Genomic DNA, 24016 nt, shown 5'->3' on the forward strand with positions numbered 1-24016 from the left:
CGACCTCCGACCACAGCAAGGAACCCAGTGACCACGATCTCCAACCCGGTGGTGCGCGGCGTCGCCCCCGACCCGTCGGTGTGCCGCGTCGGCGGGGACTACTTCCTCGCCACCTCCACGTTCGACTTCCTTCCGGGGGTGCGCCTCCACCACTCGACCGACCTGGTGAACTGGCGGCTGCTGGGCGGCGCCGTCACCCGGCCCGCGCAGTACCGCAGGGACGGCCGGCCGGGCGAGGTGACGCTGTACGCGCCGACGCTGCGGCACCACGACGGCCGGTTCTACCTGGCCTGCACCAACGTGGCCGACGGCCAGGGCAACTTCGTGCTGAGCACCGACGACCCGGCCGGCGAGTGGTCGGACGCCGCGTGGGTGGACACCCACGCCTTCGACCCGTCACTGCTCTTCGCCGACGGCACCTGCTACTACACGCGCCGCACCCTGGCGCCGCTGCCCGACGGCCGGCTCGGCCCGGTGGTGCAGTGCGAGATCGACCCCGCCACCGGCGCGAAGCTGGGCCCGATGCGCGAGCTCACCCCGGACTACGCCGGGTTCAGCTCCAACGACATCGAGGGTCCGCACCTGTACAAGATCGGCGCCTGGTACTACCTGTTCAGCGCCGAGGGCGGGTCGTGGAAGGGCCACATGCAGACCTGCGGACGCAGCCGGTCGCCCTGGGGGCCGTTCGAGCCCTGCCCGGACAACCCGGTGATCACCCACCGGCACCGGGTCGGCCATCCCATCCAGACGCTGGGGCACGCCGACCTCGTCGACGCGCCCGACGGCTCCTGGTGGGCGGTCATGCTCGGCACCCGCCACCTGGCCGACGGCGGCTTCGTCTTCCACCACAACCTGGGCCGCGAGACGTTCCTCGCGCCGGTCGAGTGGCGGGACGGCTGGCCCGTGGTCGGCGCCGAGGGCACCATCGAGCTGCGGACGCGGACCGCCCGGCCGCTGCCGTCGAACCCGGCGAGCACGGTGGCCGGGCCGCGGACCCTGTGGGCGGCCGGCTGGTCCACCCAGGGGCTGCCCGCCGCGGGTCTGACCGGTGACGCGTCCGCCGGCTCCTTCACCCTGCCCTACGGCCGCCCGCTGGACAGCGAGGAGCGCGCGGCCGGCGTCGGCGCGCTGTTCCTGCCGCAGCAGGAGGACGACGCGCGGTTCACCGCCGTGCTGGCGGCCGCGCCCGAGGCGCCCGCCGCGGCCGGCGTGGCCGTGCACGCCTCGCCCCGCCACCACTACACGCTGCTGGCCGGCACCGGACCGGACGGCGTCCGTGAGGTGGTGCTGCGCCGCACCGTCGACGACATGGCCGTCGAGCAGCGCGTCGCACTGCCCGGCACCGGCCCGGTCAGGCTGCGGATCGAGGCGACCGTGCAGCGGTACGCCTTCTTCGCCGCCGACGGCGACCAGCCCTACGAGAGCGTCGGCGCCGGCGCCGCGCGGCTGCTGTCCGCCGAGACCGCCGAGTCCTTCGTGGGCTGCCAGTTCGCCCTGGTCGCCGCCGGGGACGCCGGGCTGCCCGCGGCCTGCTTCTCCGGCGTGCACGCCACCTGGGGCGCGGCATGATCGACCCTCCGGAACCCGGCCGCCACGGCCGGCGCGCCGTGGCGGTCGCCTCCGCCACCCAGATGATGGTGGTGCTGGACGGCGCGGTGCTCGCCATCGCCCTGCCCAGGATGGCCGGTGACCTCGACGTCGGCACCGGCTCCCTGCCGTGGGTGATGAACGCCTACGCCCTGCCGTTCGCGGGCTTCCTGCTGCTCGGCGGGCGGATCGCCGACCTCGTCGGCCCGGTCCGCGCGCTGCGGACCGGGCTGGCCGTCTTCGCCGCCGCCAGCCTCGGCGCGGGCCTCGCCCCGTCCTTCGGCGTGCTGCTGGCCTGCCGGGTGTTCCAGGGACTCGGCAGCGCCCTGCTGTCGCCGGCCAGCCTGGTCCTGCTCACCAGGGCAACCTCGCCGGGCACCGAGCGGGAGCGGGCCATCGCCGTGTGGAGCGTGACGGCCGCGATCGGCGCGTCGGCGTCGGCGCTGTTCGGCGGACTGCTCACGCAGACCCTCGGCTGGCGCTGGGTGCTGCTGATCAACGTGCTGATCGCGCCGGCGCTGTTCGCCGCCGGCCGCGGGGCCGCGCCGCGGTGGGAACCGGACGAGCGCCGGCCGAAGGGCCTGGACGTCCCGGGCGCGCTGCTGTTCGTGGTCGCGTTCGCCGGCCTCGACCTGGCGGCCACGGTCGACGGCGGCGGCTCGCAGACGCTTCGGTCGGCGCTGGCCGGCGGCGTCGCGGTGGCCGCGCTGGCCGCCCTGGTGGTGACCGAGCGGCGGGTGCGGCACCCGCTGCTGCCACTGCGCCTGCTGCGCTCGCCCCGGGTCGCGTACACCAACGCCGCCGCGGTGGTGCTGCTCGCGGGGACCGCGGCGACCGGGTACTACACGACGCTCTACGCGCAGGACGTGGCCGGGCTGGCCCCGCTGACGACGGCCCTGTGTATGCTCCCCGGTACTGTCGCGGGTGTGCTGACCTCGCGAAACGTGCCACGTCTCGCCGTGGTGCTGGGCGAGCGGAACTGCCGCACCATGGGACCGGTCCTGGTGGCCGCCGCCCAGTTCGGGCTGGCCGGGTGCGAGCGCGCCGGCGCGCCGTTCGGCGCGCTCGTACCGCTGCTGGTGGTGCTGTCGATCGGCAGCAGCATCGCGGTCATCACGCTGACCTCGTCGGCGACCCGTTCGCTGCCGTCCCACCAGGCGGGGCTGGCGGGCGGCCTGATCACCGCGTCCGGCCAGAGCGGCGGCTCCATCGGACTGGCCGCGCTGACCGGTGTGGCGGCGGCCTTCACCGCCGCGCCGGCGGCGTCGCCGCACGCGGGGGCGTCCGCCGCGATCGTGCACCAGGTGGGTGTCGCGCTGCCACTGGGAGCCGCGCTGGCCCTGGTGGCGACCGTCCTCGCCCGGCGTATCCCGCTGGGCGCCGAGTCCGGACTGCCGGAGAACGCGGGGCACCGGCCCGCGCCGCGGAACGTGCGGCCGTGATGTGCTTGAAACAATTCAATATCCCTGAGGCAACTGGGGCGGAGGACATCGGTCCCGCGCCGCTCGGACAGGGTTCGCCCAGGCCGGTCGCGCCCGGGGAAGTCCCCGCCCGCAGTCCAGGCGAGCAGCGAGAGCAGGCCCCTACAGGGCCCAGAAGGCCCGTCGACCGGTTACCTGACGGCAACCTATTGACACGCGGGAAACATTGGGACATGGTCAATGAAAGCTTTCACTGAAGCTGAATGTGGCGTGCGGAATCCCGCAGGCGGTTCTCCGTCGAAGCCCGTCGGCGGCCGGTGTGCCCTGCGGGCTCCCGGACGGTGACAAGCGCATCCCGTGGCCGAGCCCGTCCAACCGTGCCGAGCTGGGGCGGGGGTGGGAGCGTCACCCCGACGCGCGGTGCGGTGCGGGGCAGACAGTCAGGTGACGGTAGAGAGGAATGTTGAGATGACCAGAACGGCCGGGCGTCGCAGAAGTCGCTCGTGGGCAGCAGTGGCCGGGACGGCCGCGCTGCTCGCCCTGGTGAGCGCGTGCGGCAACTCGTCCTCCGGCGGCGGCGCCGGTTCCGTCGAGGGCAGCAAGATCACCCTTTCGGTACAGGCCGGCCTCGTGCCGCAGTTCAAGAAGTACGTGGCGGCGTACGAGGCGGCGTACCCGAACCGGAAGATCACCGTCGAGTCCCTCCCCGACGACGCCACGCAGTACGTCCAGCAGCTGGTCACCGAGCGCCTGGGCAACAAGCTCCCCGACGTGCTGATGAACGTGGACTACGCGGCCAACCAGCTCGCCGACGGCAACATCACGCTGGACGTCGCCGACCGGCTCAAGGAGGGCAAGCTCGGGCTCAAGGGCAGCAGCTTCCTGCCGCAGTTCCTCGGCCAGTACCGCCCGGTGTCCCACCCGGAGGAGATCACCGGCCTGCCGGTGAGCGCCGACTCCACGACTCTCTTCTACAACAAGACGATCTTCCAGAAGGCCGGCGTCACCGAACTCCCGAAGGCGACCTGGACCTGGGACGACCTCTACCGCGTGGGCGCCGAGATCCAGCAGAAGACCGGCGGCAGGTACGCCGGCCTCTTCCCGCCGCTGGGCATCGGCGACCAGGCAGCGGTCTACAACCCCGTGATCCGTGCCTACGGCGGCTTCGTCTACGACCCCAAGACGAAGAAGTCCGGCATCGGCGAGCCCGCCGCCGTCAAGGCGTGGACCCAGCTGCTCAAGGCGTACGGCACCGCCGCGCCGAAGTACAGCGCCAACTCGGCGGGCCTGCCCAAGTTCGAGCAGGGCCAGACGGCCATGGCCTTCAGCGTCCGCGCCACCGTGCCGACGCAGAAGGAGACGCTGAAGGACGACTGGGACGTCCAGACCATGCCCAAGATCGACGGCAACCCCACCGTCGGCGGCGGCTCGTACGGCCTGTCGATCAGCAGGGCGAGCAACCACCAGGACGCCGCGTGGGCGTTCCTGGCGTGGTTCTACAGCCAGGACGGCGGCATGAAGCTCGCCCAGGCGACCGGCCAGGTCGTCCCGCCGACGCTGGAGGGCGTCGACAACGGCGCCTGGCGTCAGCTGCCGGCTCCGCCGCAGAACGAGGCGGCGTTCGCCCAGGACGCCAAGGACGCCTACCTGCCGCCGGCCCTGCCGGGCGCCGCGCAGAAGGCGCTGACCGACAGTGTCATCAAGGCGGTGCAGCAGGTAGAACTGCAGCACAAGTCCGTCGCGTCCGCCTTCGGCGACGCCGAGAAGGCCGTCAACCAGGCCCTCCAGTCCGCCAAGTAGCCGGACCGCCCGCCGGGACGCGCCCCGCACGTCCCGGCGGGCAGCCGGTGCAGCCGGCCGGTGAAAAGAGAATGGTGCAGTAATGGCTTCGGTTTTGGACAACGGGACCCTCCGGCGGACTGCTCCGCCGGGCTCCGGATCCGACACGAGGACGCGCGACCGCCGCAAACGCCGTGACGCGCTCGCGGCCACGGTCTTCCTGACGCCCAGCATGGTCGCGTTCACGCTGTTCGTGATCATTCCCGCACTGGGGGCCTTCGGGCTGAGCTTCTTCTCGTGGGACCTGTTCGGCAGCCCGCAGTGGGTGGGCGTGGACAACTTCACGCGGCTGTTCAAGGACGCGCAGATGTGGACCTCGCTCCGCGTCACCGTGGAGTTCGTGGTGCTCGGCGTCATCCCCACCGTCGTGCTCGGCTTCGTGCTCGCCGTCCTGATCAACAACAAGATGCGCGGCATGGGCGCGCTGCGCATCCTGTACTTCGCGCCCATGGTGGCCTCCTCCGCGGTGGCCGCCGTGCTGTGGTCGTACATGTACGACGACCGGGCCGGTGTCGCCAACCGGGTGCTGGGCTGGGTGGGCGTCAGCGGTCCCGCGTGGCTGTCCAGCACCACCTGGGCGCTGCCCGCGCTGACGGTGATGATGATCTGGCTGGCGCTGCCGCTGGTGATGATCCTCTACCTGGCCGGCCTGCAGCGGATACCGGCGGACATCTACGCCGCGGCCTCGCTGGACGGCGCCGGGCGCTGGCGGCAGTTGTGGAGCATCACCTGGCCGAACGTCGGCCCGACGACCATTCTGGTCACCACCCTGCAGGTGATCAACTTCGTCAGCGGTTCGTTCGAGATCTCGCTGATCATGACGAACGGCGGGCCGCTCGGCCACACCCAGAGCCTCGCGCTGTACTCCTACCAGGTCGCCTTCCACCAGACGGAGATGGGTTACGCGAGCGCGCTGTCCCTCTTCCAGCTCGCGCTCATCGGCCTGGCCGTGGGCCTGTTCAAGCTCCTCTCACGGATTCGGAGGTCGGCATGACCACGATCACCGCTCCGGCGGCGCCCGGCCGCCGCGGTGCCAACTGGTCCGCGGCGGGCCGCTACGCCGTGATCGTCCTGTGCGGTCTGATCATGGCCCTGCCGCTGTTCTACCTGCTGTCGGCCTCGCTCATGTCGCAGCACGACATCCGCGCCTACCCGCCGCATCTGCTGCCGCCCAAGGTCGTCTGGCACAACTACACCGAGGCCTACCACTTCCTCACCGCGCGGGTGATCGTCAACTCCTTCGTCTTCAGCTTCGGCATCCTCCTGGTGCAGCTCGTCATCACCATCCCCGCCGGGTTCGCGCTGGCCAAGATCCCCTTCCGGTGGTCCGGTGCGATGCTCGCGGTGATCGTCGTGCCGATGTTCGTGCCGAGCAACATGACGCTGATCCCGCTGTACGTGGTCACGCACCAACTGGGCCTGGTGGACTCCTACGCGGGCATGATCCTTCCCATCGCGGGCCAGACCGCGTTCGCGACCCTGCTGTTCCGGCAGTTCTTCAGCAGCCTGCCGGCCGGACTGATCGACGCCGCCCAGCTCGACGGGGCCGGCTGGACCCGCACCCTGGTGTCCGTCGCGCTGCCGCTGGCCAAGCCCGCGCTCGCCGCGTACTGCTCGATCAGCTTCCTGACGGCCTGGAACACCTACATCTGGCCGCAGGTCATCGCCCCCGACCACGAGCACGCGGTGATGACCGTGGCGCTGGCGCCGCTCGCCTCGGGGCAGTACACCCTGATGTCGCCGAGCGTCGGCATGGCCGCGGCGGTCATCAGTATGCTGCCGGTCCTGGTGGTCTTCATCGTGTTCCAGCGCTGGTACATCAACGGAGTCGTCGGTACCGGTCTGGAGTGACCGGTAGCGTGATGTCCCCAGCTCGATGAACTGTTTCAATGGGGAAGCTCCCGGTCCGCCGCCGACGGCGTGGGCCGGGAGCCGAGGCGAGAGCCCCCGAGGAGAGCGTGTAGGCATGGTCGGAATCAAGGACGTCGCCCGCCGGGCCGGAGTCTCCGTGGGTACGGTGTCGAATGTGATCAACCGTCCCGAGCTCGTCTCGCAGGAGACCCGGGACCGGGTGCACGCGGTGATCAACCAGCTCGGCTACGTCCGCAGCGAGTCGGCCCGCCAGTTGCGGGCCGGCCACAGCAGGATCATGGCCCTGCTCGTCCTCGACATGGGCAACCCGTTCTTCGTGGACGTCGCCCGCGGCGCGGAGTCCGCGGCCCGCGAGGCGGGTCTCGGCGTCATGGTCTGCAACAGCGGGCAGAGCGTCAGCGAGGAGGCCACGTACCTGTCGATGTTCACCGAGCAGCGCGTCCGCGGCGTGCTGGTCACCCCGGCAGACGCCACCGGCGCGAACCTCGACCGGCTCCGGCAGCAGAAGGTGCCCTTCGTCCTGGTGGACCGGGTGGCCGCGGGGTCCGAGGAGTGCTCGGTCTCCGTGGACGACACCATAGGGGGCGCTCTCGCGGGCCGGCACCTGGTGGGCGCCGGGCACCGCACCATCGCCTACATCAGCGGGCCGCCGCACCTGCAGCAGGTCAAGGACCGCCGCGAGGGCCTGCTGCAGGCCCTCGGCGAAGCGGGTCTCGGCCCCGAGGCGCTGCTGGAGATCCCCGCCCAGCGCCTCGACGTCGCCGCGGGCCGCGACGCGGCCTCCCGGCTGCTCGGCCTCGCCCGCCGGCCCACCGCGGTCTTCTGCGCCAACGACCTGCTCGCCCTGGGCGTCCTTCAGGTGGTCTACGCGGCCGGCATCGCGGTCCCCGCCGACCTGGCGATCGTCGGGTACGACGACATCGAGTTCGCCGCCGCGGCCGTCGTACCGCTGACATCGGTGCGGCAGCCCGCCGCCGAGATGGGCCGGATGGCGGCGGAACTGCTGCTCGAGGAGACCGGCCCCGACGCGGCGGAGCACCGACACCAGCACGCCGTGCTGCTGCCCGAACTGGTGGTCAGGGGATCGAGCCTGCCGGGCCGCTGAGCGGCCCGGCAGGTCCCTTCACGTTCCGGGTCCCTGGACCAGGACGACGTCCAGGGCGCGCGGGCCGTGCACGCCCTCCACCCGGTCCAGCTCGATGTCGCTGGTGGCCGAGGGGCCGGAGATCCACGTCTGCGGGCGCGCCGGGTCGAGCCGCCGCAACGCCTGCGGCACCGAGGCGACCACCTGCTCCGGGACGCGGACGACACAGACGTGGTGGTCGGGCACCAGCGTCAGGATCCGCCGCCCCTGCCCGTCGGCGCCGTCCAGCACGAGGGTGCCGGTCTCGGCGACCGCGACCGTGCACCCCGTGACCACGCTGTCCACGGCGTCCAGCCGGTCCGCGCCGAGCGGCCCCGGCCCCGACTCCCACCCCGATCCCGATCCCGATCCCGCCAGCAGCTCCACACCGGTGACCTCGCGCAGCCACCGCGGGGGCAGTCCCGGCGGTACGACGGCGCTGCGGGTGCCGTGTGCGGCGAGCAGCCGGGCCAGCGTCGCGGGGAGCCCCGCCTCGTCGGTGCGGTGCACCCGCGCACGGTAGTCGGCCAGGTTCTCGGCCAGCAGGTCCACCAGGGCGGCGGGATCGTCGGGCAGGTGCGCGTCCCGGTAGCCGCGGGCCACGGGTGCCGCGGCGGTGTCGTCGGCGGGCGGCACGTCGCCGAGCGCCGCCCGGACCCGGCCGAGGACGACGTCGCGGGCGGATGCGCGGTGGGATGCGGGGTGCGATGCGGTCATCAGGGTGTGTCCTTCTGCTCGTGGGGTGAGCGCGGCGGCTCCCCCGCGGCGGCCTGGCGGGACCTCCACCAGTCGCGGAACGGCTCCTCGGGCACCGCGGGCAGGTCGCGTGACCTGCTCCACGCCTTGACGGGGCCGGGCAGCGGCAGCCGGCGCGGGTGCAGCCGGCGGGTCCTGGAAGCGACGCGCTCCGCGGCGCCGAGGGCCGCGGGATGGTCGAGCAGCCAGGTGGCGGCCCCGATCACGGCCCGCTCCGCCCGGTGGCCGTCGCCGTGCTCGGCGACCTGCTCCCGGAGGTGGACGAGGACTTCGGGGATGTCGATGGCGACGGGGCAGACGTCGTAGCAGGCGCCGCACAGCGAGGAGGCGTAGGGCAGCGAGGCGTCGAGCGGCGTCGTGGTGCCGCGCAGTTGCGGGGTGAGGATGGCGCCGATGGGCCCGGGGTAGGCGGAGCCGTAGGCGTGGCCGCCGGCCCGCTCGTAGACGGGGCAGACGTTCAGGCAGGCCGAGCAGCGGATGCAGCGCAGCGCCTGGCGGCCGACGGTGTCGGCGAGGGTGTCGGTGCGGCCGTTGTCGAGCAGGACGAGGTGGAAGTCCTGCGGGCCGTCGCCGTCGGTGGTACCCGTCCAGGTCGAGGTGTAGGGGTTCATCCGCTCGGCGGTCGATGAGCGGGGCAGCAGTTGGAGGTAGATCTCCAGGTCCTGCCAGGTGGGGATGACCTTCTCGATGCCGACCACGGAGATCAGGGTCTCCGGCAGGGTCAGGCACATGCGCCCGTTGCCCTCGGACTCCACCACGACCAGGGTGCCGGTCTCCGCGACCATGAAGTTGGCGCCGGAGATGCCGACCTTGGCGCGCAGGAACTTCTCCCGCAGGTGCAGCCGGGCGGCCTCGGCGAGGTCGGCCGGGCGGTCGCTGAGGCCGTCGGGCGCGGGGCGTCCCCAGCGGCCCATCGCCTCGGTGAAGACGGCGCGGATCTCGCTGCGGTTCTTGTGGATGGCCGGCACGAGGATGTGCGAGGGCCGGTCGTCCCCGAGCTGGACGATCAGCTCGGCGAGGTCCGTCTCGTAGGCGGTGACGCCCTCTGCCGCCAGGGCCTCGTTGAGCCCGATCTCCTGGGTGGTCATGGACTTGACCTTGACGGCCTCGGTCTCGCCGGTGGCCTTGACCAGCCGGGCCACGATCCGGTTCGCCTCGGCGGCGTCGGCGGCCCAGTGCACGGTGCCGCCCGCGGCGGTCACCGCGGCCTCCGTCTGCTCCAGGTAGTGGTCGAGGCGCCGCAGCGTCCGGTCCTTGACGGCGGCGCCCGCGGCCCGCAGCTCGGCCCAGTCGTCGAGTTCGGCCACGGCGGTGGCCCTCTTGGCGCGGATGGTCCGCGTGGCGTGGGTGAGGTTGGCCCGCAGCGTCGCGTCCTGGGTGGCGGTGCGCGCGGCGTCGGGGAAGGACGGCATCCCGAGGTCGGTGCGGCTCATGTCCGGCTCCTGGCTGCGGCGTGGGAAGGGGAAGGGGAAGGACCGGCGGTGCTCCTCGTCGAGGCGAGGATCTCGGCCAGGTGGAGGGTGCGCAGGGGGGTGTCCTGGCGGCGCAGCATGCCGTCGAGGTGCATCAGGCAGGAGTTGTCGGCGCCGCACAGGATGCCGGCGCCGGTGCGCAGGGCGTTGTCGACCTTGTCCTGGCCCATGGCCGCGGACACGTCGGGGTTCTTCACCGCGAAGGTCCCGCCGAAGCCGCAGCACTCCTCGGCACCGGGCAGTTCACGCAGCTCCAGTCCCTCGACGGCTTCCAGCAGCCGCCGAGGCCGGTCACCCAGGCCCAGCGTCCGCAGCCCGTGGCAGGAGGGATGGTAGGTGACCTGGTGCGGGAAGTACGCGCCCACGTCGGTCACCCCCAGCACGTCCACCAGGAACTCGGTCAGCTCGTAGGTCCTGGCGGCCAGGGATTCGCCCGCTTCGGCCAACTCGGCCCCACGGCCCTCCGCCTGGGCCTTCGCCCCGATCCGCGGGTAGTTCTCGCGCACCATGGCCGCGCAGGAGCCGGACGGTGTCACGACATGGTCGTAGCCGTCGAACGCGGCGGCCATCCGGCGCACCAGCGGTTCGGTGGCGTGCCGGTAGCCGGTGTTGAACTGCGGCTGCCCGCAGCAGGTCTGCGCGGCGGGAAAGTCCACCTCCACCCCCAGCCGCTCCAGCAGCGCCACCACGGCCTGGCCGGTCCGCGGATAGAGCGCGTCGTTGACGCAGGTGAGGAAGAGTGCGATTCGCATGGGACTCCTTCGAGGGGTTTCGCGTCCTCGGGCGTCGCGAGGCGGGTGCCGGTCGCGTGGTGCCCGCGGCCCGGCTCAGCCGAGGCCGATCCGGGCCGCGGCGGCGGCCCAGTCGCGTTGCTCGCCACGTGGCCGGTAGTGGCGCAGGCGCTGGGTGCCGGCGACCAGCGACCGCATCTCGTGGAGAGCGCCGACGGCGCCGTGCGCCCGCGCCTGCACGAGGATGTTGCCCAGGGCGGTCGCCTCGGCCGGGCCCGCGACGACCGGCAGGCCGGTGGCGTCGGCGGTCAGCTGGCACAGCAGGTCGTTGCGGCTGCCGCCGCCGACCAGGTGCACCACCGCGATGTCCCGCCCGGCGAGTTCGGCCGCCGTCCGCAGCACCCGGCGGTGCGCCAGCGCCAGGCTCTCCAGGATGCAGCGCACCATCGCGGCCTGGTCCGCGGGGGCCCGCTGCCCGGTGCGTGCGCAGTACGCGGCGATCCGCGCGGGCATGTCGCCGGGCGGGAGGAACTCCGGCGCGTCCGGGTCGATCACCGCCGCGAACGGACGGGCCCGCGCCGCGCCGGCCAGCAGCGGCGGCAGGTCCGCGGGCAGGCCGCCGGCCGCCCAGGTGCTGAGCGTCTCGGACAGCAGCCACATCCCCATGATGTTGCGCAGGAACCGGAAACCGCCGTCGATGCCGCGCTCGTTGGTGAAGTTCGCGGCTCTGGACGCCTCGGTGATCACCGGCGCGTCCAGTTCCAGCCCGGCGAGCGACCACGTCCCGCAGGAGATGTAGGCGAAGTCCGGTCCGGTCGCCGGCACCGCCACGACCGCCGAGGCGGTGTCGTGCGACGCCACCGTGGTGACGGGCGTGTCCCGCGGCAGCCCGGTCTGCTCGGCGACGTACGGCAGCAGCGTGCCGGCCGGATCACCGGGCCGGCGGACCGGCGGGAGCAGCGCGCGGTCGACACCGATCCGCTCCAGCAGCGGCCCGGACCAGGCGGCGGTGCGGGCGTCGAGCAGCGCGGTGGTGGAGGCGTTGGTGATCTCGGCGCCGACGGTCCCGGTCAGCCAGTGGATGAACAGGTCGGGGATGAGCAGCAGCGTGCGGGCGGCGGCCAGTTGCGCGCTGCCGGCCGCCGCGGCGAGCTGGAAGACCGTGTTGAACGGCAGGTGCTGGATGCCGGTGACCTCGTACAGCTCCCGCGCCGGAAGGCGGTCGCGCAGTGTCTCGGCGGTCCCGGCGGTCCTGGCGTCCCGGTAGTGGTGGGGAACGCCGAGCAGCTGCCCGTCGGCGTCGAGCAGACCGTAGTCCACCGCCCAGCTGTCGATCCCGACGGAGGCCGCCCCGCCCGAGCGCGCCACCTGCCGCAGCCCGTCCAGGACACCCTGGAACAGGGCGGGCACGTCCCAGTGCAGGCCGGCGCCGAGGCGCACCGGCCGGTTCGGGAACCGGTGCGCCTCGCTCAGGTCCAGTGTCGCCGGGCCGACCCGGCCGACCATCACCCGACCGCTGGTCGCCCCCAGGTCGGCGGCGGCGAACGCTGCGGGGAAGGCGGACGACGGGCTGCGGGACGGCACGGTGACGACCTCTGGTTCGGCGGATCGGACGGGACGGGCGGGACGGGCGGGACGGGCGGGATCTGGCGGCTCGCGGGCGGGCGTCAGCGCAGGAAGGCCGCGGCGACGCCCGCGTCGACGGGGATGTGCAGGCCGGTGGTGTGGGTGAGGTCGCCGCCGGTGAGGGCGAAGACCGCGTTGGCGACGTGCTCCGGCAGCACCTCGCGCTTGAGGATGGTGCGCTGGGCGTAGAACGCGCCCAGCTCGGACTCCTCGATCCCGTACGTCGCGGCCCGCCGGGCGCCCCATCCGGCGGCGAAGATCCCGGAGCCGCGCACGACGCCGTCGGGGTTGACGCCGTTGACGCGGATGCCGTGCTCGCCCAACTCGGCGGCCAGCAGCCGGACCTGGTGGGCCTGGTCGGCCTTGGTGGCGGAGTAGGCGATGTTGTTGGGCCCGGCGAAGACGGCGTTCTTCGACGCGATGTAGACGATGTCGCCGCCCAGTTCCTGGCCGATCATCACCCGGGCGGCCTCGCGGGACACCAGGAACGAGCCGCGGGCCATGATGTCGTGCTGCAGGTCCCAGTCGCGGGCGGTGGTCTCCAGCAGCGGCTTGGAGATGGAGATGCCCGCGTTGTTGACCACCAGGTCCACCCCGCCGAAGGCGAGCACCGCCGCGTCGAAGGCGGACTTGATCTGCTCCTCCGAGGTGACGTCCACGGTGACGGCGACGGCCTTGTCGGGGCCGCCCAGGTCCTTGGCGACGGCTTCGGCGTTGGCTCCGTCGAGGTCGGCGACGACCACGCAGGCGCCCTCGGCGGCCAGCCGCCGCGCGGTGGCCTTGCCGATGCCGGAGCCGGCGCCGGTGACCAGCGCGATCCGGGCGGCCAGCGGCCTGGGCGCGGGCATCCGCCGCAGCTTGGCCTCCTCCAGCTCCCAGTACTCGATGCGGAACTTCTCCGACTCCTCGATCGGCCGGTACGAGGAGACCGCCTCCGCGCCGCGCATCACGTTGACCGCGTTGACGTAGAACTCCCCCGCGACCCGGGCGGTCTGCTTGTCCTTGCCGTAGCTGAACATGCCCACGCCGGGGATCAGCACGACCGCCGGGTCGGCGCCGCGCATCGCGGGCGAGTCGGCCGCGGCGTGCCGCCGGTAGTACGCGGCGTACTCCTCGCGGTACTCCTCGTGCAGCACCTTCAGCCGGGCGGCCGCCTCGTCGAGCGGGGCAGCGGCCGGCAGGTCGAGGACGAGCGGGCGGACCTTGGTGCGCAGGAAGTGGTCGGGGCAGGAGGTGCCGAGCGCGGCGAGGCGGGGGTGCTCGGCGCGGGACAGGAAGTCCAGCACCTCGGGCGCGTCGCAGAAGTGGCCGACCTGCGGGCGGTCGGCGGAGGCGATGGCGCGCAGCAGCGGGGCCAGGGCCGCGGCGCGGGCCTGGCGCTGGTCGTCGGGCAGCGGCTGGTAGCCGTCCAGCACCGGGCCGAACGGGTCGGCCTTGCCGTGCGCTTCCAGGAACGCCTCGGCGGTGCGGATGATGTGCAGCGAGTTGCGCTCGCACTCCTCGGACGTCGCGCCCCAGGCGGTGATGCCGTGGCCGCCGAGCACGCAGCCGATCGCGCGGGGGTTGGCCTCCTTGATCGCGGCGATGTCCAGGCCGAGCTGGAAGCCGGGCCGCCGCCAGGGCACCCATGCCACCGTGTCGCCGAAGCACTCGGCGGTCAGCTTCTCGCCGTCCGCGGCGCAGGCCAGCGCGATCCCGGAGTCGGGGTGCAGGTGGTCCACGTGCGGCGCGTCGACCAGGCCGTGCATCGCGGTGTCGATGGACGGCGCCGCGCCGCCCTTGCCGTGCAGGCAGTAGTCGAACGCGGCGACCATCTCGTCCTCGCGCTCCACCCCCGGATAGACGTCCGTCATGGCGCGCAGCCGGTCCAGGCGCAGTACGGCCAGGCCCTGTTCGGTGAGGGTGCCCAGGTCGCCGCCGGACCCCTTGACCCAGAGCAGTTCGGTCTCGGCGCCGGTGACCGGGTCGGTCGCGACGCCCTTGGCGGAGGTGTTGCCGCCGGCGTAGTTGGTGTTGCGCGGGTCCGAGCCGAGCCGGTTCGAGCGCTCCAGCAGTGCGCGGGCCTCGGGAGAGGACGTCATGACGGGGATTTCCTTCGGTTCCTTGGGAGGGTTTCCGGGGCCGCTCTGCGGGGCCGGCGGCCTGGCCCGTTGCCGGTCTGCGCGGTCAGGCGCCCCAGCCGGCCTGGGTGCCGCCGACGCGTTCCGCGACGATCCGCTCCTGCCAGCCGGTGGCGCGGTAGGCGGCCACCGGATCGGGGTTCAGTCCCTGCTCCTGCCGGACCTCGGCGAGCAGCGGCCGGACGTCGGTGTTGTAGGCGTCCATGAGCACGGCGTTGGCGGCGAGGACGTCGCCGGAGCCCTGGGCGGCGCGCAGCGCGTCGAGGTCGACCAGCAGCGCCTTGGCGGTGGCCTCCTGGACGTTCATCACCGAGCGGATGACCGCGGGGATCTTCGCCTCGATGTTGTGGCACTGGTCGAGCAGGAACGCCACCCCGGTCTCCGGTGCGAAGCCGCCGTTCTTGGCGACCTCGTGCAGGATCCGGAAGAGCTGGAACGGATCGGCGGCCCCGGCCATCAGGTCGTCGTCGGCGTAGAAGCGGGAGTTGAAGTCGAAGCCGCCGAGCTTCCCCTCCCGCAGCAGGAACGCCACGATGAACTCGATGTTGACGCCCGGCGCGTGGTGGCCGGTGTCGACCACGACCTGGGCCCGGGGACCCAGCTTGAGGCAGTGTGCGTACGCGGTGCCCCAGTCGGGCACGTCGGTGGTGTAGAAGGCCGGCTCGAAGAGCTTGTACTCCAGCAGCATCCGCTGGTCGGCGCCGAGCCGTGCGTAGACCGCGCCCAGCGCCTCGGCGAGCCGGTCCTGCCGGGCGTTGATGTCGTCCTGGCCGGGGTAGTTGGTGCCGTCCGCGAACCACAGCTTGAGGTCGCGCGAACCGGTGGCGTCCATGATGTCGACGCACTCCAGCAGGTGGTCCAGCGCCTTGCGGCGGACCCGCGGGTCGGGGTGGGTGACCGAGCCGAGCTTGTAGTCGTCGTCCTGGAACACGTTGGAGTTGACCGCGCCCAGCCGTATGCCGCGCTCCGCGGCGTGCCCGGCCAGCGCTCCGTAGTCCTCGACGCGGTCCCACGGGATGTGCAGCGAGACCACCGGCGCGACGCCGGTGGCTGCGTGCACCTGCGCGGCGTCGTCCAGCTTCTCGTAGGGATCGCGCGGCACGCCCTGCTGGGCGAAGACCTTGAACCGGGTGCCGGAGTTCCCGTATCCCCACGACGGGGTCTCGATCACCTGTGAGGTCAGGGCGGCCTTCACGCGCGCCAGGTCAGGCATGGTCACTCCAAGAGCAGTGGAAGAGCTGGCGGCGGAATCGCTTCCCGCCGTTCGTCGCCGTCGCAGCCGGGGGGTGTGGGGAACCCCGTCCCCGTTCTATGAATCGATTCACTCGACAACGATAGAGTTCGCTCCGCCCGGGTGTCAAGCATCAGGAGCCGGGTCGGTGGGCACGTCGCAAGCCCTGGTGCGACCGGGCCGAGCCCGCCGGGACGAGCGCGCTCCGACCGCTGCGGCGTGCGTCAGATCTTGAAACAATTCACCGCTCGGGGCGCACGCCGACCCGCGACGCCTGCCGCTCGGCCCCGGCCAGCAGGTCAGGGACGGGCGTGCCCTCGTACACCCGGCGTCCCAGCAGGACCGCGGCGGCGGACGTCCAGCCGTGCAGCCTGATGCCGCCGTAGCGCTCGTTGGGCAGTGTCAGGTCCCCGGTGACGACGTTGTACTTCTCGTACAGCTCTCCGGTGGCCTCGTGGTGGCGCACCATCAGCTCCACGAACCCCTCGGCCGCGGCCAGGCCGGCCTCGTGCAGGCCGTAGCGGTCGAACCCCCAGCTCGCCACGATGACCAGCGGCGCCCAGCCGGCCGGGTGCATCCACTGGATGTCGGCGTCGGGCATCCCCTCGTGCGGACTGGCCAGCGGCCGGTCGGTGACGGTGAGTCCGTGCGGGGTGCGGAAGCGCTCCAGCGCGTCCACCGTCCTGTGGGCCTGCTCCGGCGTCGCGACGCCGGCCCACAGCGGCCAGAAGCCGCACAGGCTCCAGTGCGGCAGCCGGCGGCCCGCCTGGTGGTCGTAGTCGAAGAAGAAGCCCTGCTCCTCGTCCCAGCACAGCCGGCGGACCAGGTCCGCCCGCCGCTCGGCGTCGGCCCGCCAGCGGGCGGCCTCACCCGGCCGGTCGAGCAGCTCGGCCAGCTCGGCCAGCACCCCTGCGTAGCGGACCAGCGCGCAGTTGGTCAGCAGCGGCGCGGTGCGGCGCACGTCCCCGTCGTAGATCGGTGTCCAGTCGAGTCCGGTCTCCGCCTCGGCGGCGAGCCGGGGGTCCAGGCCGGGATCGCCGAGGTCGGCGTTGGTCGCCAGGCCGCAGGGCGTGGCGTGGTGGCCGGCGTTCCAGTAGCCGGTGTACTCGGCCACCAGTGCCGGGTAGGCCCGGTGCGCGAGGGCGAGGTCGCCGGTGGCCCGCAGACCGCGGACGATGCCGTCCGGGAAGACCGGTGTCTGGGAGCGGGTGCGCAGCGCGGCCTGGTTGGCGTTCGGCATGAAGCCGAAGCGCTCGACCATCGACAGGTAGTTCACCGTGTGCGCACGGACCAGGTCCGTGCGGTCGTGGACGAGCAGCGCCAGGTTCGCGAACCAGGTGTCCCAGGCGAACATCGAGCGGTACCAGTCGGGGCCGACCCGGCCGCCGCCTGCGGCGTACGGCTCCGGGAGGTAGAGGACGTTGGCGTCGGCCCGGACCTCGTCCTCGTGGGCGGTGACGAGGTCCTCGTCCCACCAGGTGCGGATACGCCGGTCGAGCCGGCGCCAGCGGTCCGCGCTGTCGCGGTAGGTCATCAGGGGGTCCTCCGGCGGGAGCCGTGTTTTGAAAGGATTTAATCCGACCTCTCGACGATTCCAGCAGTTCCATGCCACCCCCCAGAGGGTGTGCCCGGCGAAACCTTAAAAAGTTTCATGACGGCCGCGCCGGCCGCCGCACGGCCTCCGCCCGGCGCGAGGGCCCCTGCTCCCGCCGAGGCGGAGTCCGTCCAAACGCTTGACGCACCTGTGGGAATCCGGTGACATGTGATCGAAATCCTTCGGAAAAGTTGATTGCTGTTCACATGGCGATCGCCGAGCCCGAGTTGAGGGCCGCACCGGAGCCGGCCCGGCTCCGGAAGCGCTCGGCGGTCCAAGGGAAAGGACACCCATGCGACAAGGGCGTAGGAAACTGTGGCGGGCGGTGACCGGCCTGGCGCTGTCGGGGCTGCTGGGCAGCGGGCTGGTCGTGGCCGCCGCAGCATCGTCCACCGCCGCGCACGACCCCGCGGACAGCTGGACGGTGGACGGTCCCGGCGGCTCGGCGCTGCAGGCCGAACTCGGCCTCGACCCCTCGGGTGGGCTGCGTCTCGCCGTCGACAGCGGCGGCGCTCCGGTGCTGCTGCCCGGCCGGCTCGGGATCCGCACCGACCAGCACGACCTGACGACGGGTCTGCGGCTGGTCGACAGGCAGCAGCGCACGGTGCGGGAGTCCTACCGCACGACCACCGGCAAGCAGCTGAAGCGGTCGGCCACCATGCGGGAGGCCACGTTCACCTTCAGCGGCGCGGACGGCGCGCGGCTGGGCGTCGTGGTGCGGGTGTCGGACGACGGCGTCGCCTACCGGTACCTGCTGGACGGCCAGGGGCCGGTGACCGTGACGGGCGAGGCGTCGACGTTCGAGCTGCCCACGGACGCCAGGGCCTGGGTCCAGCCGTACTCGCCGAGCTACGAGACCGAGCGGACCGAGACCACCGCGGGCGCGGCCAACGCCGCGCAGCCCGCCAAGTGCGCCGGCGCCACCTGCTCCTTCGGCTACCCGACGCTGTTCGAGGTGGGGAGCACCTATGTGCTGCTGACGGAGGCCGACGTCGACGGCCGGTACTCCGGCAGCCACCTCGACCACGTGGACGGCGGCTCCGGCTACGCGGTGGCGCTGGCCGACGACGCGCCGGTGACCGCGCAGGGACCGCTGGCGACGCCGTGGCGGACCGCGATCGTGGGCAGCCTCGACACCCTGGTCGGCTCCACGCTGGTGGACGACCTCGCACCCCCCTCGAAGGTCGAGGACACCTCCTGGATACGGCCGGGCGTGGACGACTGGTCCTGGCTGAGCAACGGCTCGAGCCCCGGTGACTTCGACCGGCAGCGCGACTTCGTCGACTACGCGGCCCAACACGGCCTGCCGTACACGCTCGTGGACGCCGGATGGCAGTCGAGCTGGGTCCCGGAGCTGGTCCGCTACGCGCGGGCCCGCGGCGTCGACGTGATCCTCTGGTTCGCCTGGACCGACCTGAGGACCCAGCAGCAGCGCGACACCTGGTTCTCCACGCTCAAGGACTGGGGCGTCGCGGGCGTCAAGGTCGACTACATGGACTCCGACGCGCAGTCCACCTTCCAGTGGTACGACGCGATCCTGCACGACACGGCCAAGGCCAGGCTCATGATCGACTTCCACGGCGCGACGATCCCCCGCGGCCTGCAGCGGACCTGGCCGCAGGTGATGAGCGTCGAGGCGGTCCGCGGCGAGGAGAACGGGCAGAACCCGACCCGCGACATCTTCCTCGCGTTCACCCGCAACATCGTCGGATCGATGGACTACACCCCGACGTGGTTCTCCCGCCCGAACCGCAAGGACTCCCTGGCACACGAACTCGCGCTGCCCGTGGTCTACGAGTCCGGCTGGACCAGTCTCGGCGACAACCCGGAGGGGTTCTCCGCCCAGCCGGTGGCCGAGCGCTACCTCGAACAGCTCCCCACCACCTGGGACGAGACGCACCTGGTCTCCGGGGGGCCGGGCCCGCAGCCGGCCGGTGACCGGCAGGCCGTCATCGCCCGCCGCAGCGGGGACCGCTGGTTCGTCGGCGGAATCCTGGCGGGCGCCGGCGACACGATGAACGCGCCGCTCGGCTTCCTCGGCAAGGGCGCGTACCTGGTGGAGACGATCGGCGACAGCGGCGGCCAACTGCGGCGCACCGTGCGCACGGTGACCGCCGAGGACACCCTCACGGTGCCCGCCGACGCCGACGGCGGCTTCGTCGCGGTGGCCTGCCCGGCCGCCAAGGGCCGCGCCGACTGCGACCAGCCGGTCATCCCGGCGCCCGCCACCTCGCTGACCCTCGATCCGGCCTCCGCGACCGCGCTGCCCGGAGCGAGCACGGCGTTCGACGCGACGTTCGTGCTTCCGCAGGGCCCCGCCCTGCACCAGGTGCGGATGACGGTGGACCGCGACCGGCTCCCGGCGGGCTGGACCGCCGCCGGCGCGGACGTCACGGCCGGCTCGCTGCGGGCCGGCAAGGCGCTCGACGGCCACTGGACCGTGACCGTCGGCACGGACCAGCCGGGCGGCGAGGTCGACGTGCCCGTGGTGGTCACCTACGCCGATCCGGCGGGGAAGAAGGCGGCACCCGTCCACGTCGAGGAGGTCGTGCGGGTCTCCGTACCGCTGCACGGCACGGTCTACGCCAGTGACCTGCCGTTCCTCACCGAGACCAACGGCTACGGGCCGGTCGAGCGCGACCAGTCCAACGGCGAGGCCGGCGGCCAGGACGGCAAGCCCCTCACCATCGGGGGCACCGTCTACGCCAAGGGCCTCGGCACGAACGCCCCGGCCCGGGTGCAGATCGACGTCCAGGGCCGCTGCACCCTCTTCGAGGCGCACGTCGGCCTCGACGACGAGACCGGCGGGAAGGGCAGCGTCACGTTCACCGTTCTCGGTGACGGCGACCGCCAGCTCGCGGCCGGCGGCGTGGTCCGCGGCGGCCAGGGCGCGGCCGAGCTGACCGCCGACCTCACCGGCGTGCACACCCTGACGCTCGTGGTCGGCGACGGCGGCGACGGCAAGAACTACGACCACGCGGACTGGGGCCTGGCCCGGATCAGCTGCGCGGACTGACCCGGCGGGAGCCGGCGGCGCCGTGGGCGGCGGCCTGACCGCTGCCGCCCACGGCGCCGTGCCGACCGGGTGTCAGCTCACCGCGGTGGCGAAGACGTGCAGTTCCGGGTTGACCGGCAGCGTGACGTACCGCACGGACTTCCCGCTGGTGAGCGGTACGGACGCGGCATAGAGGCTGACCTTCTGGTTCGCGGGGTTGGTGCTGCCCGCGGGCCGGTTCCAGTGCGCCGTGGTGGCGACCAGCGTGCAGCCGTCGCCGGCGGCGTTGCTGTACCAGTCCGAGACCTTCAGCGTCGCCGTGGAGGTGCTGCCGTCGGTGTACGTCACGGTGACCTTGCCGGTCTGGGCGCCGTTGGTGCCGACGGTCAGGAAGGACAGGGCCGAGCCGGTGCCGGAGACGGTGACGAGCTGCCCGCGGGTGGTGACCGCGTCGGCCTGGCCGGCCGGCACGTCGGGCCAGGTGAACGCCGTGCCGGCGGCCGTCACCCGGCTGCCGGGGGTGATGCCGACGGACGCCAGCGCCTGGGCGGAGAAGCTGTAGCCCTTCCCGTCGAGGTCGCCCGGTGCCTGGTCGGCGTCGTCGGTGGTGCCCACCGTGTCACGGGCGGCGGCGAGATCGGCGTAGGCGAGGGCGACGGTCGCTTCTCCGGTGCCGGGCGGCAGGCCATGTGAGCCGCTGTACGAGGTGGTGGCGGCGAGGGCGGCCGCACCCCCCTCGGCGCCGACCGGGACCTTCACCTGCCAGGTGGTGGTGGCGGACTCGCCGGCGGGCACCTTGCGGAAGGTCGCGGCGGTGACCGCCTTCTTCGTCCAGCCGGTCGGCACGGTGAGCTTCGTGGTGGCCTGGCTCACCGCCTGCGTCGACTCGTTGGTGAACGTCGTCCGCACCGACAGGGTCGCGCCGGCGGTGGCGGTGGCCGGGGCGGCGACCTGGGTGAAGCGCGGCCCGGTGGTCCTGGTGACCTGGAACGCGCCCGACAGCGGCAGGTGCCGCGACGAGTCGCCGACCTGCACGGAGTACCTGCCGGCCGCCAGCGTCCACGCCTGCGCGTCGGTGCTCCAGTACGAGGCGTCCCGGGCGCTGATCCGGAAGGCCACCCGCTTGCTCTGGTGCGGCTGGAGGTCGACCCGCTGGAAGCCCTTGAGCTGGCGGGCCGGCTCACCGGTCGAGGACGGGTCGGTCAGGTAGAGCTGCGCGACCTCGGCGCCCTCACGGCTGCCGGTGTTGGTCACCTCGACGCTGGCCTGCAGGGTGCCGTCCTCGCTGAGCCTGCTGCCCACCCGCAGGTTCGAGAAGCCGAAGGAGGTGTACGACAGGCCGTAGCCGAAGGGGAAGAGCGGCGTCACCTTGTTCGTGTCGTACCACCGGTAGCCGACGTTCAGGCCCTCGGAGTAGTCCACGGTGCCGCCGACGCCGGGGAACTGCTGCGCGGTCGAGGCCGGCACCTGGTCCAGCGACGTCGGGAAGGTGACCGGCAGCTTCGCTGACGGGTTCACGTCGCCGAACAGCAGCTCGGCGATCGCGTTCCCGGCCTGCTGGCCGGGGTACCACGCTTCGAGTACGCCCTTGACCTGGTCCAGCCAGGGCATGGTCACGGCCGAGCCGGTGTTCAGCACGACCACGGTGTTCGGGTTGACCGCCGCCACGGCGGAGATCAGCTTGTTCTGGTCGGCGGGCAGGTCGATGTTCGCCAGGTCGCTGCCCTCGCTCTCCGCGTTGTCGGCGTAGACGACCGCCACGTCGGAGGTGGCCGCGAGCGCGACCGCTTGGTCCAGCGGGGTGCCCGCGCCCGGAGGCGTCCAGCCCAGGCTGGCGGTGGCTCCGCCGCCGGACTGGTAGTAGTCCATCTCGACCTGCACCGGCTTGCCGGCGGTCAGGTCCACCTGCGCGGTCCGCGTGGTGCTGCCCTGGTCGCGCCAGTTGTCGATGACCTGCGTGCCGTCGACGAACAGCCGGCTGCCGTCGTCGCTGGTGATGCCGAAGGTGTAGGCGCCGGTGGCGGGCGGGGTGATGGTGCCGGTCCACTTCGCCGAGAAGGAGCCGCCCGACACGCCCTGGGCGGGCGCCTTGCCGTTCCAGACGAAGTTCACCTGCGGGTCGGTCCGGGTCGCCGCCGGATCTCCGGAGAGCGTCTGGTTGGTGTAGTAGTCGCCCTGCAGGCCGTGCCCGGTGCCCGACGGCGGCGTCAGGTACGAGGCGTCGATGGCCGGCAGCGCGCCGCCGGGGCCGCTGCTGCCCTGCGCGTAGGAGACGGTGGTCCCCGACCCGGCGCGCGCCTTGATCCCGTCGTACGGGGTGACCGTGCCGGTGCCGCTCACGGAGGCGCTGCCGCCGCCCGCGGTCATGGTGTCGGGGCCCGCGCCGTCGCCGACCACCGCGATCGACCTGACCTTGGCCGCGTTCAGCGGCAGCACCCCGCCGGCGTTCTTCAGCAGGACGGTGCCGGCCTCGGCGGCCTTCTTCGCGGTGTCGAGGTGCGCGGGCGTGGACGCGACGGCGCCCGGGGTGTCCTTCGAGGGGTGCTCGAACAGCCCGAAGCGGAACTGCTCGCGCAGGATGCGGGTGACCATGTCGTCCACCCGGCTCTGCGGGACCTGGCCGTTCTGCACGGCGGTCTTGAGGGCGGCGCCGAAGTACGAGTCGTCCGGCATCTGCAGGTCCATACCGGCGTTCGCCGAGGCGACCGTGCTGTGCGTGCCGCCCCAGTCGGAGGTGATGAATCCCTGGAAGCCGAAGTCGTCCTTGAGGATCGAGTCCAGGTAGGCGCTCTCGCAGGCGTACGTGCCGTTGACCGAGGAGTACGAGCACATCGCGGACGACGGGTTCGCCTTCTCCACCACGGTGCCGAAGGCGCTGGTGTAGATCTCCCGCACCGAGCGGTCGTCGATGACAACGTTGTCGGACGGCGTGTTCCTGTTGGTCTCCTGGTTGTAGACCGCCCAGTGCTTCACCTGGGCCATCACGCCCTGCCCCTGGATGCCGTCGATGTCGGCGGCGCCTATCTGCCCGGCCAGGTACGGGTCCTCGCTGTACGACTCGAACGCCCGGCCCCAGCGCGGGTCGCGGACGATGTTGATGGTCGGGCCCAGGTCGACGTCGACCCCCTTGGTCCTGTCCTCGGCGCCGATCACCGCGCCGTAGGACTCGGCCACCGCCGGGTCGAACGAGGCGGCCAGGCCGACCGCGGCCGGCAGTTGGGTGGTGTCGTCCATCCGGACGCCGGTCGGGCCGTCCTGGACCTTCAGTGCGGGGACGCACAGCCGGCTGTTGCCGGGGACCAGGCCGGTGTAGGCGCCGGAGGCGGTGCCGTGCACCATGGCGATCTTCTCGTCCAGCGTCATCCGCGCCAGCACCTGCGCCGTACGCGTGTTCACCGGCGCGGTCGAACCCACCCAGGGGCAGGCGGGGTCAGGACCGTCGGCGCCGGCAGCGGCGGCCGCCGAGGCTCCGGTGGGGGCCAGCGCGAGCCCGGCGACCAGGGCCGCCGCGGCCGTCGCCACGGCCGCGGCCCGCTGCCTGCGGGACCTTCTGCTCAGTTTCCTGCGGATCAACACGGCTCCTTCCGTGGCCCGGGACGCAGGGGGACCAGTCCCGGGAGTTGCGTGCGGATGGAGGCTATGTGCGCCC

15 protein-coding genes are annotated in these 24016 nt (G+C 72.7%); 7 read left to right on the forward strand and 8 right to left on the reverse strand.

The window, feature by feature from the left end; genetic code table 11:
• The first annotated feature begins 27 nt into the window (after positions 1–27).
• From V2S66_RS00140 to V2S66_RS00165, 6 genes are all read left to right on the forward strand, one after another.
• A complete protein-coding gene (locus V2S66_RS00140; protein ID WP_330792036.1) occupies positions 28–1569 on the forward strand; it encodes a glycoside hydrolase family 43 protein in 1542 nt (513 codons plus the stop codon).
• On the forward strand, positions 1566–3029 hold the full coding sequence (locus tag V2S66_RS00145; RefSeq protein WP_330792038.1) for an MFS transporter: 1464 nt from the start codon (positions 1566–1568) through the stop codon (positions 3027–3029). Before V2S66_RS00140 ends, V2S66_RS00145 begins: the two co-directional genes overlap by 4 nt.
• 447 nt (positions 3030–3476) lie before the next feature.
• Positions 3477–4808: an ABC transporter substrate-binding protein gene (locus V2S66_RS00150; RefSeq protein WP_330792040.1), complete on the forward strand. Its 1332-nt coding sequence runs from the start codon at positions 3477–3479 to the stop codon at positions 4806–4808.
• 211 nt (positions 4809–5019) lie between these two features.
• Positions 5020–5841, forward strand: a complete 822-nt coding sequence (locus V2S66_RS00155) for a carbohydrate ABC transporter permease (protein WP_330792041.1) — start codon at positions 5020–5022, stop codon at positions 5839–5841.
• Entirely contained in the window at positions 5838–6698 is an 861-nt protein-coding gene (locus V2S66_RS00160; protein WP_330792044.1) for a carbohydrate ABC transporter permease, read from the forward strand. The genes V2S66_RS00155 and V2S66_RS00160 overlap by 4 nt, the downstream gene beginning before the upstream one ends.
• A 115-nt stretch (positions 6699–6813) precedes the next feature.
• Positions 6814–7824, forward strand: coding sequence for a LacI family DNA-binding transcriptional regulator (locus V2S66_RS00165; RefSeq protein ID WP_330792045.1), 1011 nt, complete (start codon positions 6814–6816; stop codon positions 7822–7824).
• 18 nt (positions 7825–7842) lie between these two features.
• Here the strand turns inward: V2S66_RS00165 and V2S66_RS00170 are convergent, their stop codons facing one another.
• The 7 genes from V2S66_RS00170 to V2S66_RS00200 all read right to left on the reverse strand — a co-directional run bounded on the left by V2S66_RS00170 (position 7843) and on the right by V2S66_RS00200 (position 17312).
• On the reverse strand, positions 7843–8559 hold the full coding sequence (locus V2S66_RS00170) for a LutC/YkgG family protein (protein WP_330792047.1): 717 nt from the start codon (positions 8557–8559) through the stop codon (positions 7843–7845).
• Positions 8559–10031 (reverse strand): lactate utilization protein B, encoded by a 1473-nt coding sequence (locus tag V2S66_RS00175; protein ID WP_330792049.1) that lies wholly within the window; start codon positions 10029–10031, stop codon positions 8559–8561. Before V2S66_RS00175 ends, V2S66_RS00170 begins: the two co-directional genes overlap by 1 nt.
• A complete protein-coding gene (locus V2S66_RS00180) occupies positions 10028–10822 on the reverse strand; it encodes a (Fe-S)-binding protein (RefSeq protein ID WP_330792050.1) in 795 nt (264 codons plus the stop codon). The genes V2S66_RS00175 and V2S66_RS00180 overlap by 4 nt, the downstream gene beginning before the upstream one ends.
• A 75-nt stretch (positions 10823–10897) precedes the next feature.
• Positions 10898–12307, reverse strand: coding sequence for a rhamnulokinase (locus V2S66_RS00185; RefSeq protein ID WP_330792802.1), 1410 nt, complete (start codon positions 12305–12307; stop codon positions 10898–10900).
• Between the two features lie 161 nt (positions 12308–12468).
• Complete coding sequence (locus V2S66_RS00190; RefSeq protein WP_330792052.1) at positions 12469–14508, reverse strand: bifunctional aldolase/short-chain dehydrogenase; 2040 nt, start codon at positions 14506–14508, stop codon at positions 12469–12471.
• 85 nt (positions 14509–14593) lie between these two features.
• Positions 14594–15760, reverse strand: coding sequence for an L-rhamnose isomerase (rhaI, locus tag V2S66_RS00195; protein ID WP_330792054.1), 1167 nt, complete (start codon positions 15758–15760; stop codon positions 14594–14596).
• Between the two features lie 259 nt (positions 15761–16019).
• Positions 16020–17312 carry a trehalase family glycosidase gene (locus tag V2S66_RS00200; RefSeq protein ID WP_330792056.1) on the reverse strand — a complete coding sequence of 431 codons (1293 nt, stop codon included), beginning with the start codon at positions 17310–17312 and terminating at the stop codon, positions 16020–16022.
• A gap of 352 nt (positions 17313–17664) precedes the next feature.
• On the opposite strand from V2S66_RS00200, the gene V2S66_RS00205 reads away from it, so the two are divergent.
• On the forward strand, positions 17665–20388 hold the full coding sequence (locus tag V2S66_RS00205; RefSeq protein ID WP_330792058.1) for a glycoside hydrolase family 97 catalytic domain-containing protein: 2724 nt from the start codon (positions 17665–17667) through the stop codon (positions 20386–20388).
• 72 nt (positions 20389–20460) lie between these two features.
• Here V2S66_RS00205 and V2S66_RS00210 read toward each other — a convergent pair whose 3' ends face one another.
• Positions 20461–23940 (reverse strand): glycoside hydrolase family 3 C-terminal domain-containing protein, encoded by a 3480-nt coding sequence (locus V2S66_RS00210; protein ID WP_330792060.1) that lies wholly within the window; start codon positions 23938–23940, stop codon positions 20461–20463.
• Between the last annotated feature and the right edge of the window lie 76 nt (positions 23941–24016).

The organism is Actinacidiphila polyblastidii, assembly GCF_036353415.1.
In the GTDB taxonomy this organism is placed as follows: Bacteria; Actinomycetota; Actinomycetes; order Streptomycetales; family Streptomycetaceae; genus Actinacidiphila; species Actinacidiphila polyblastidii.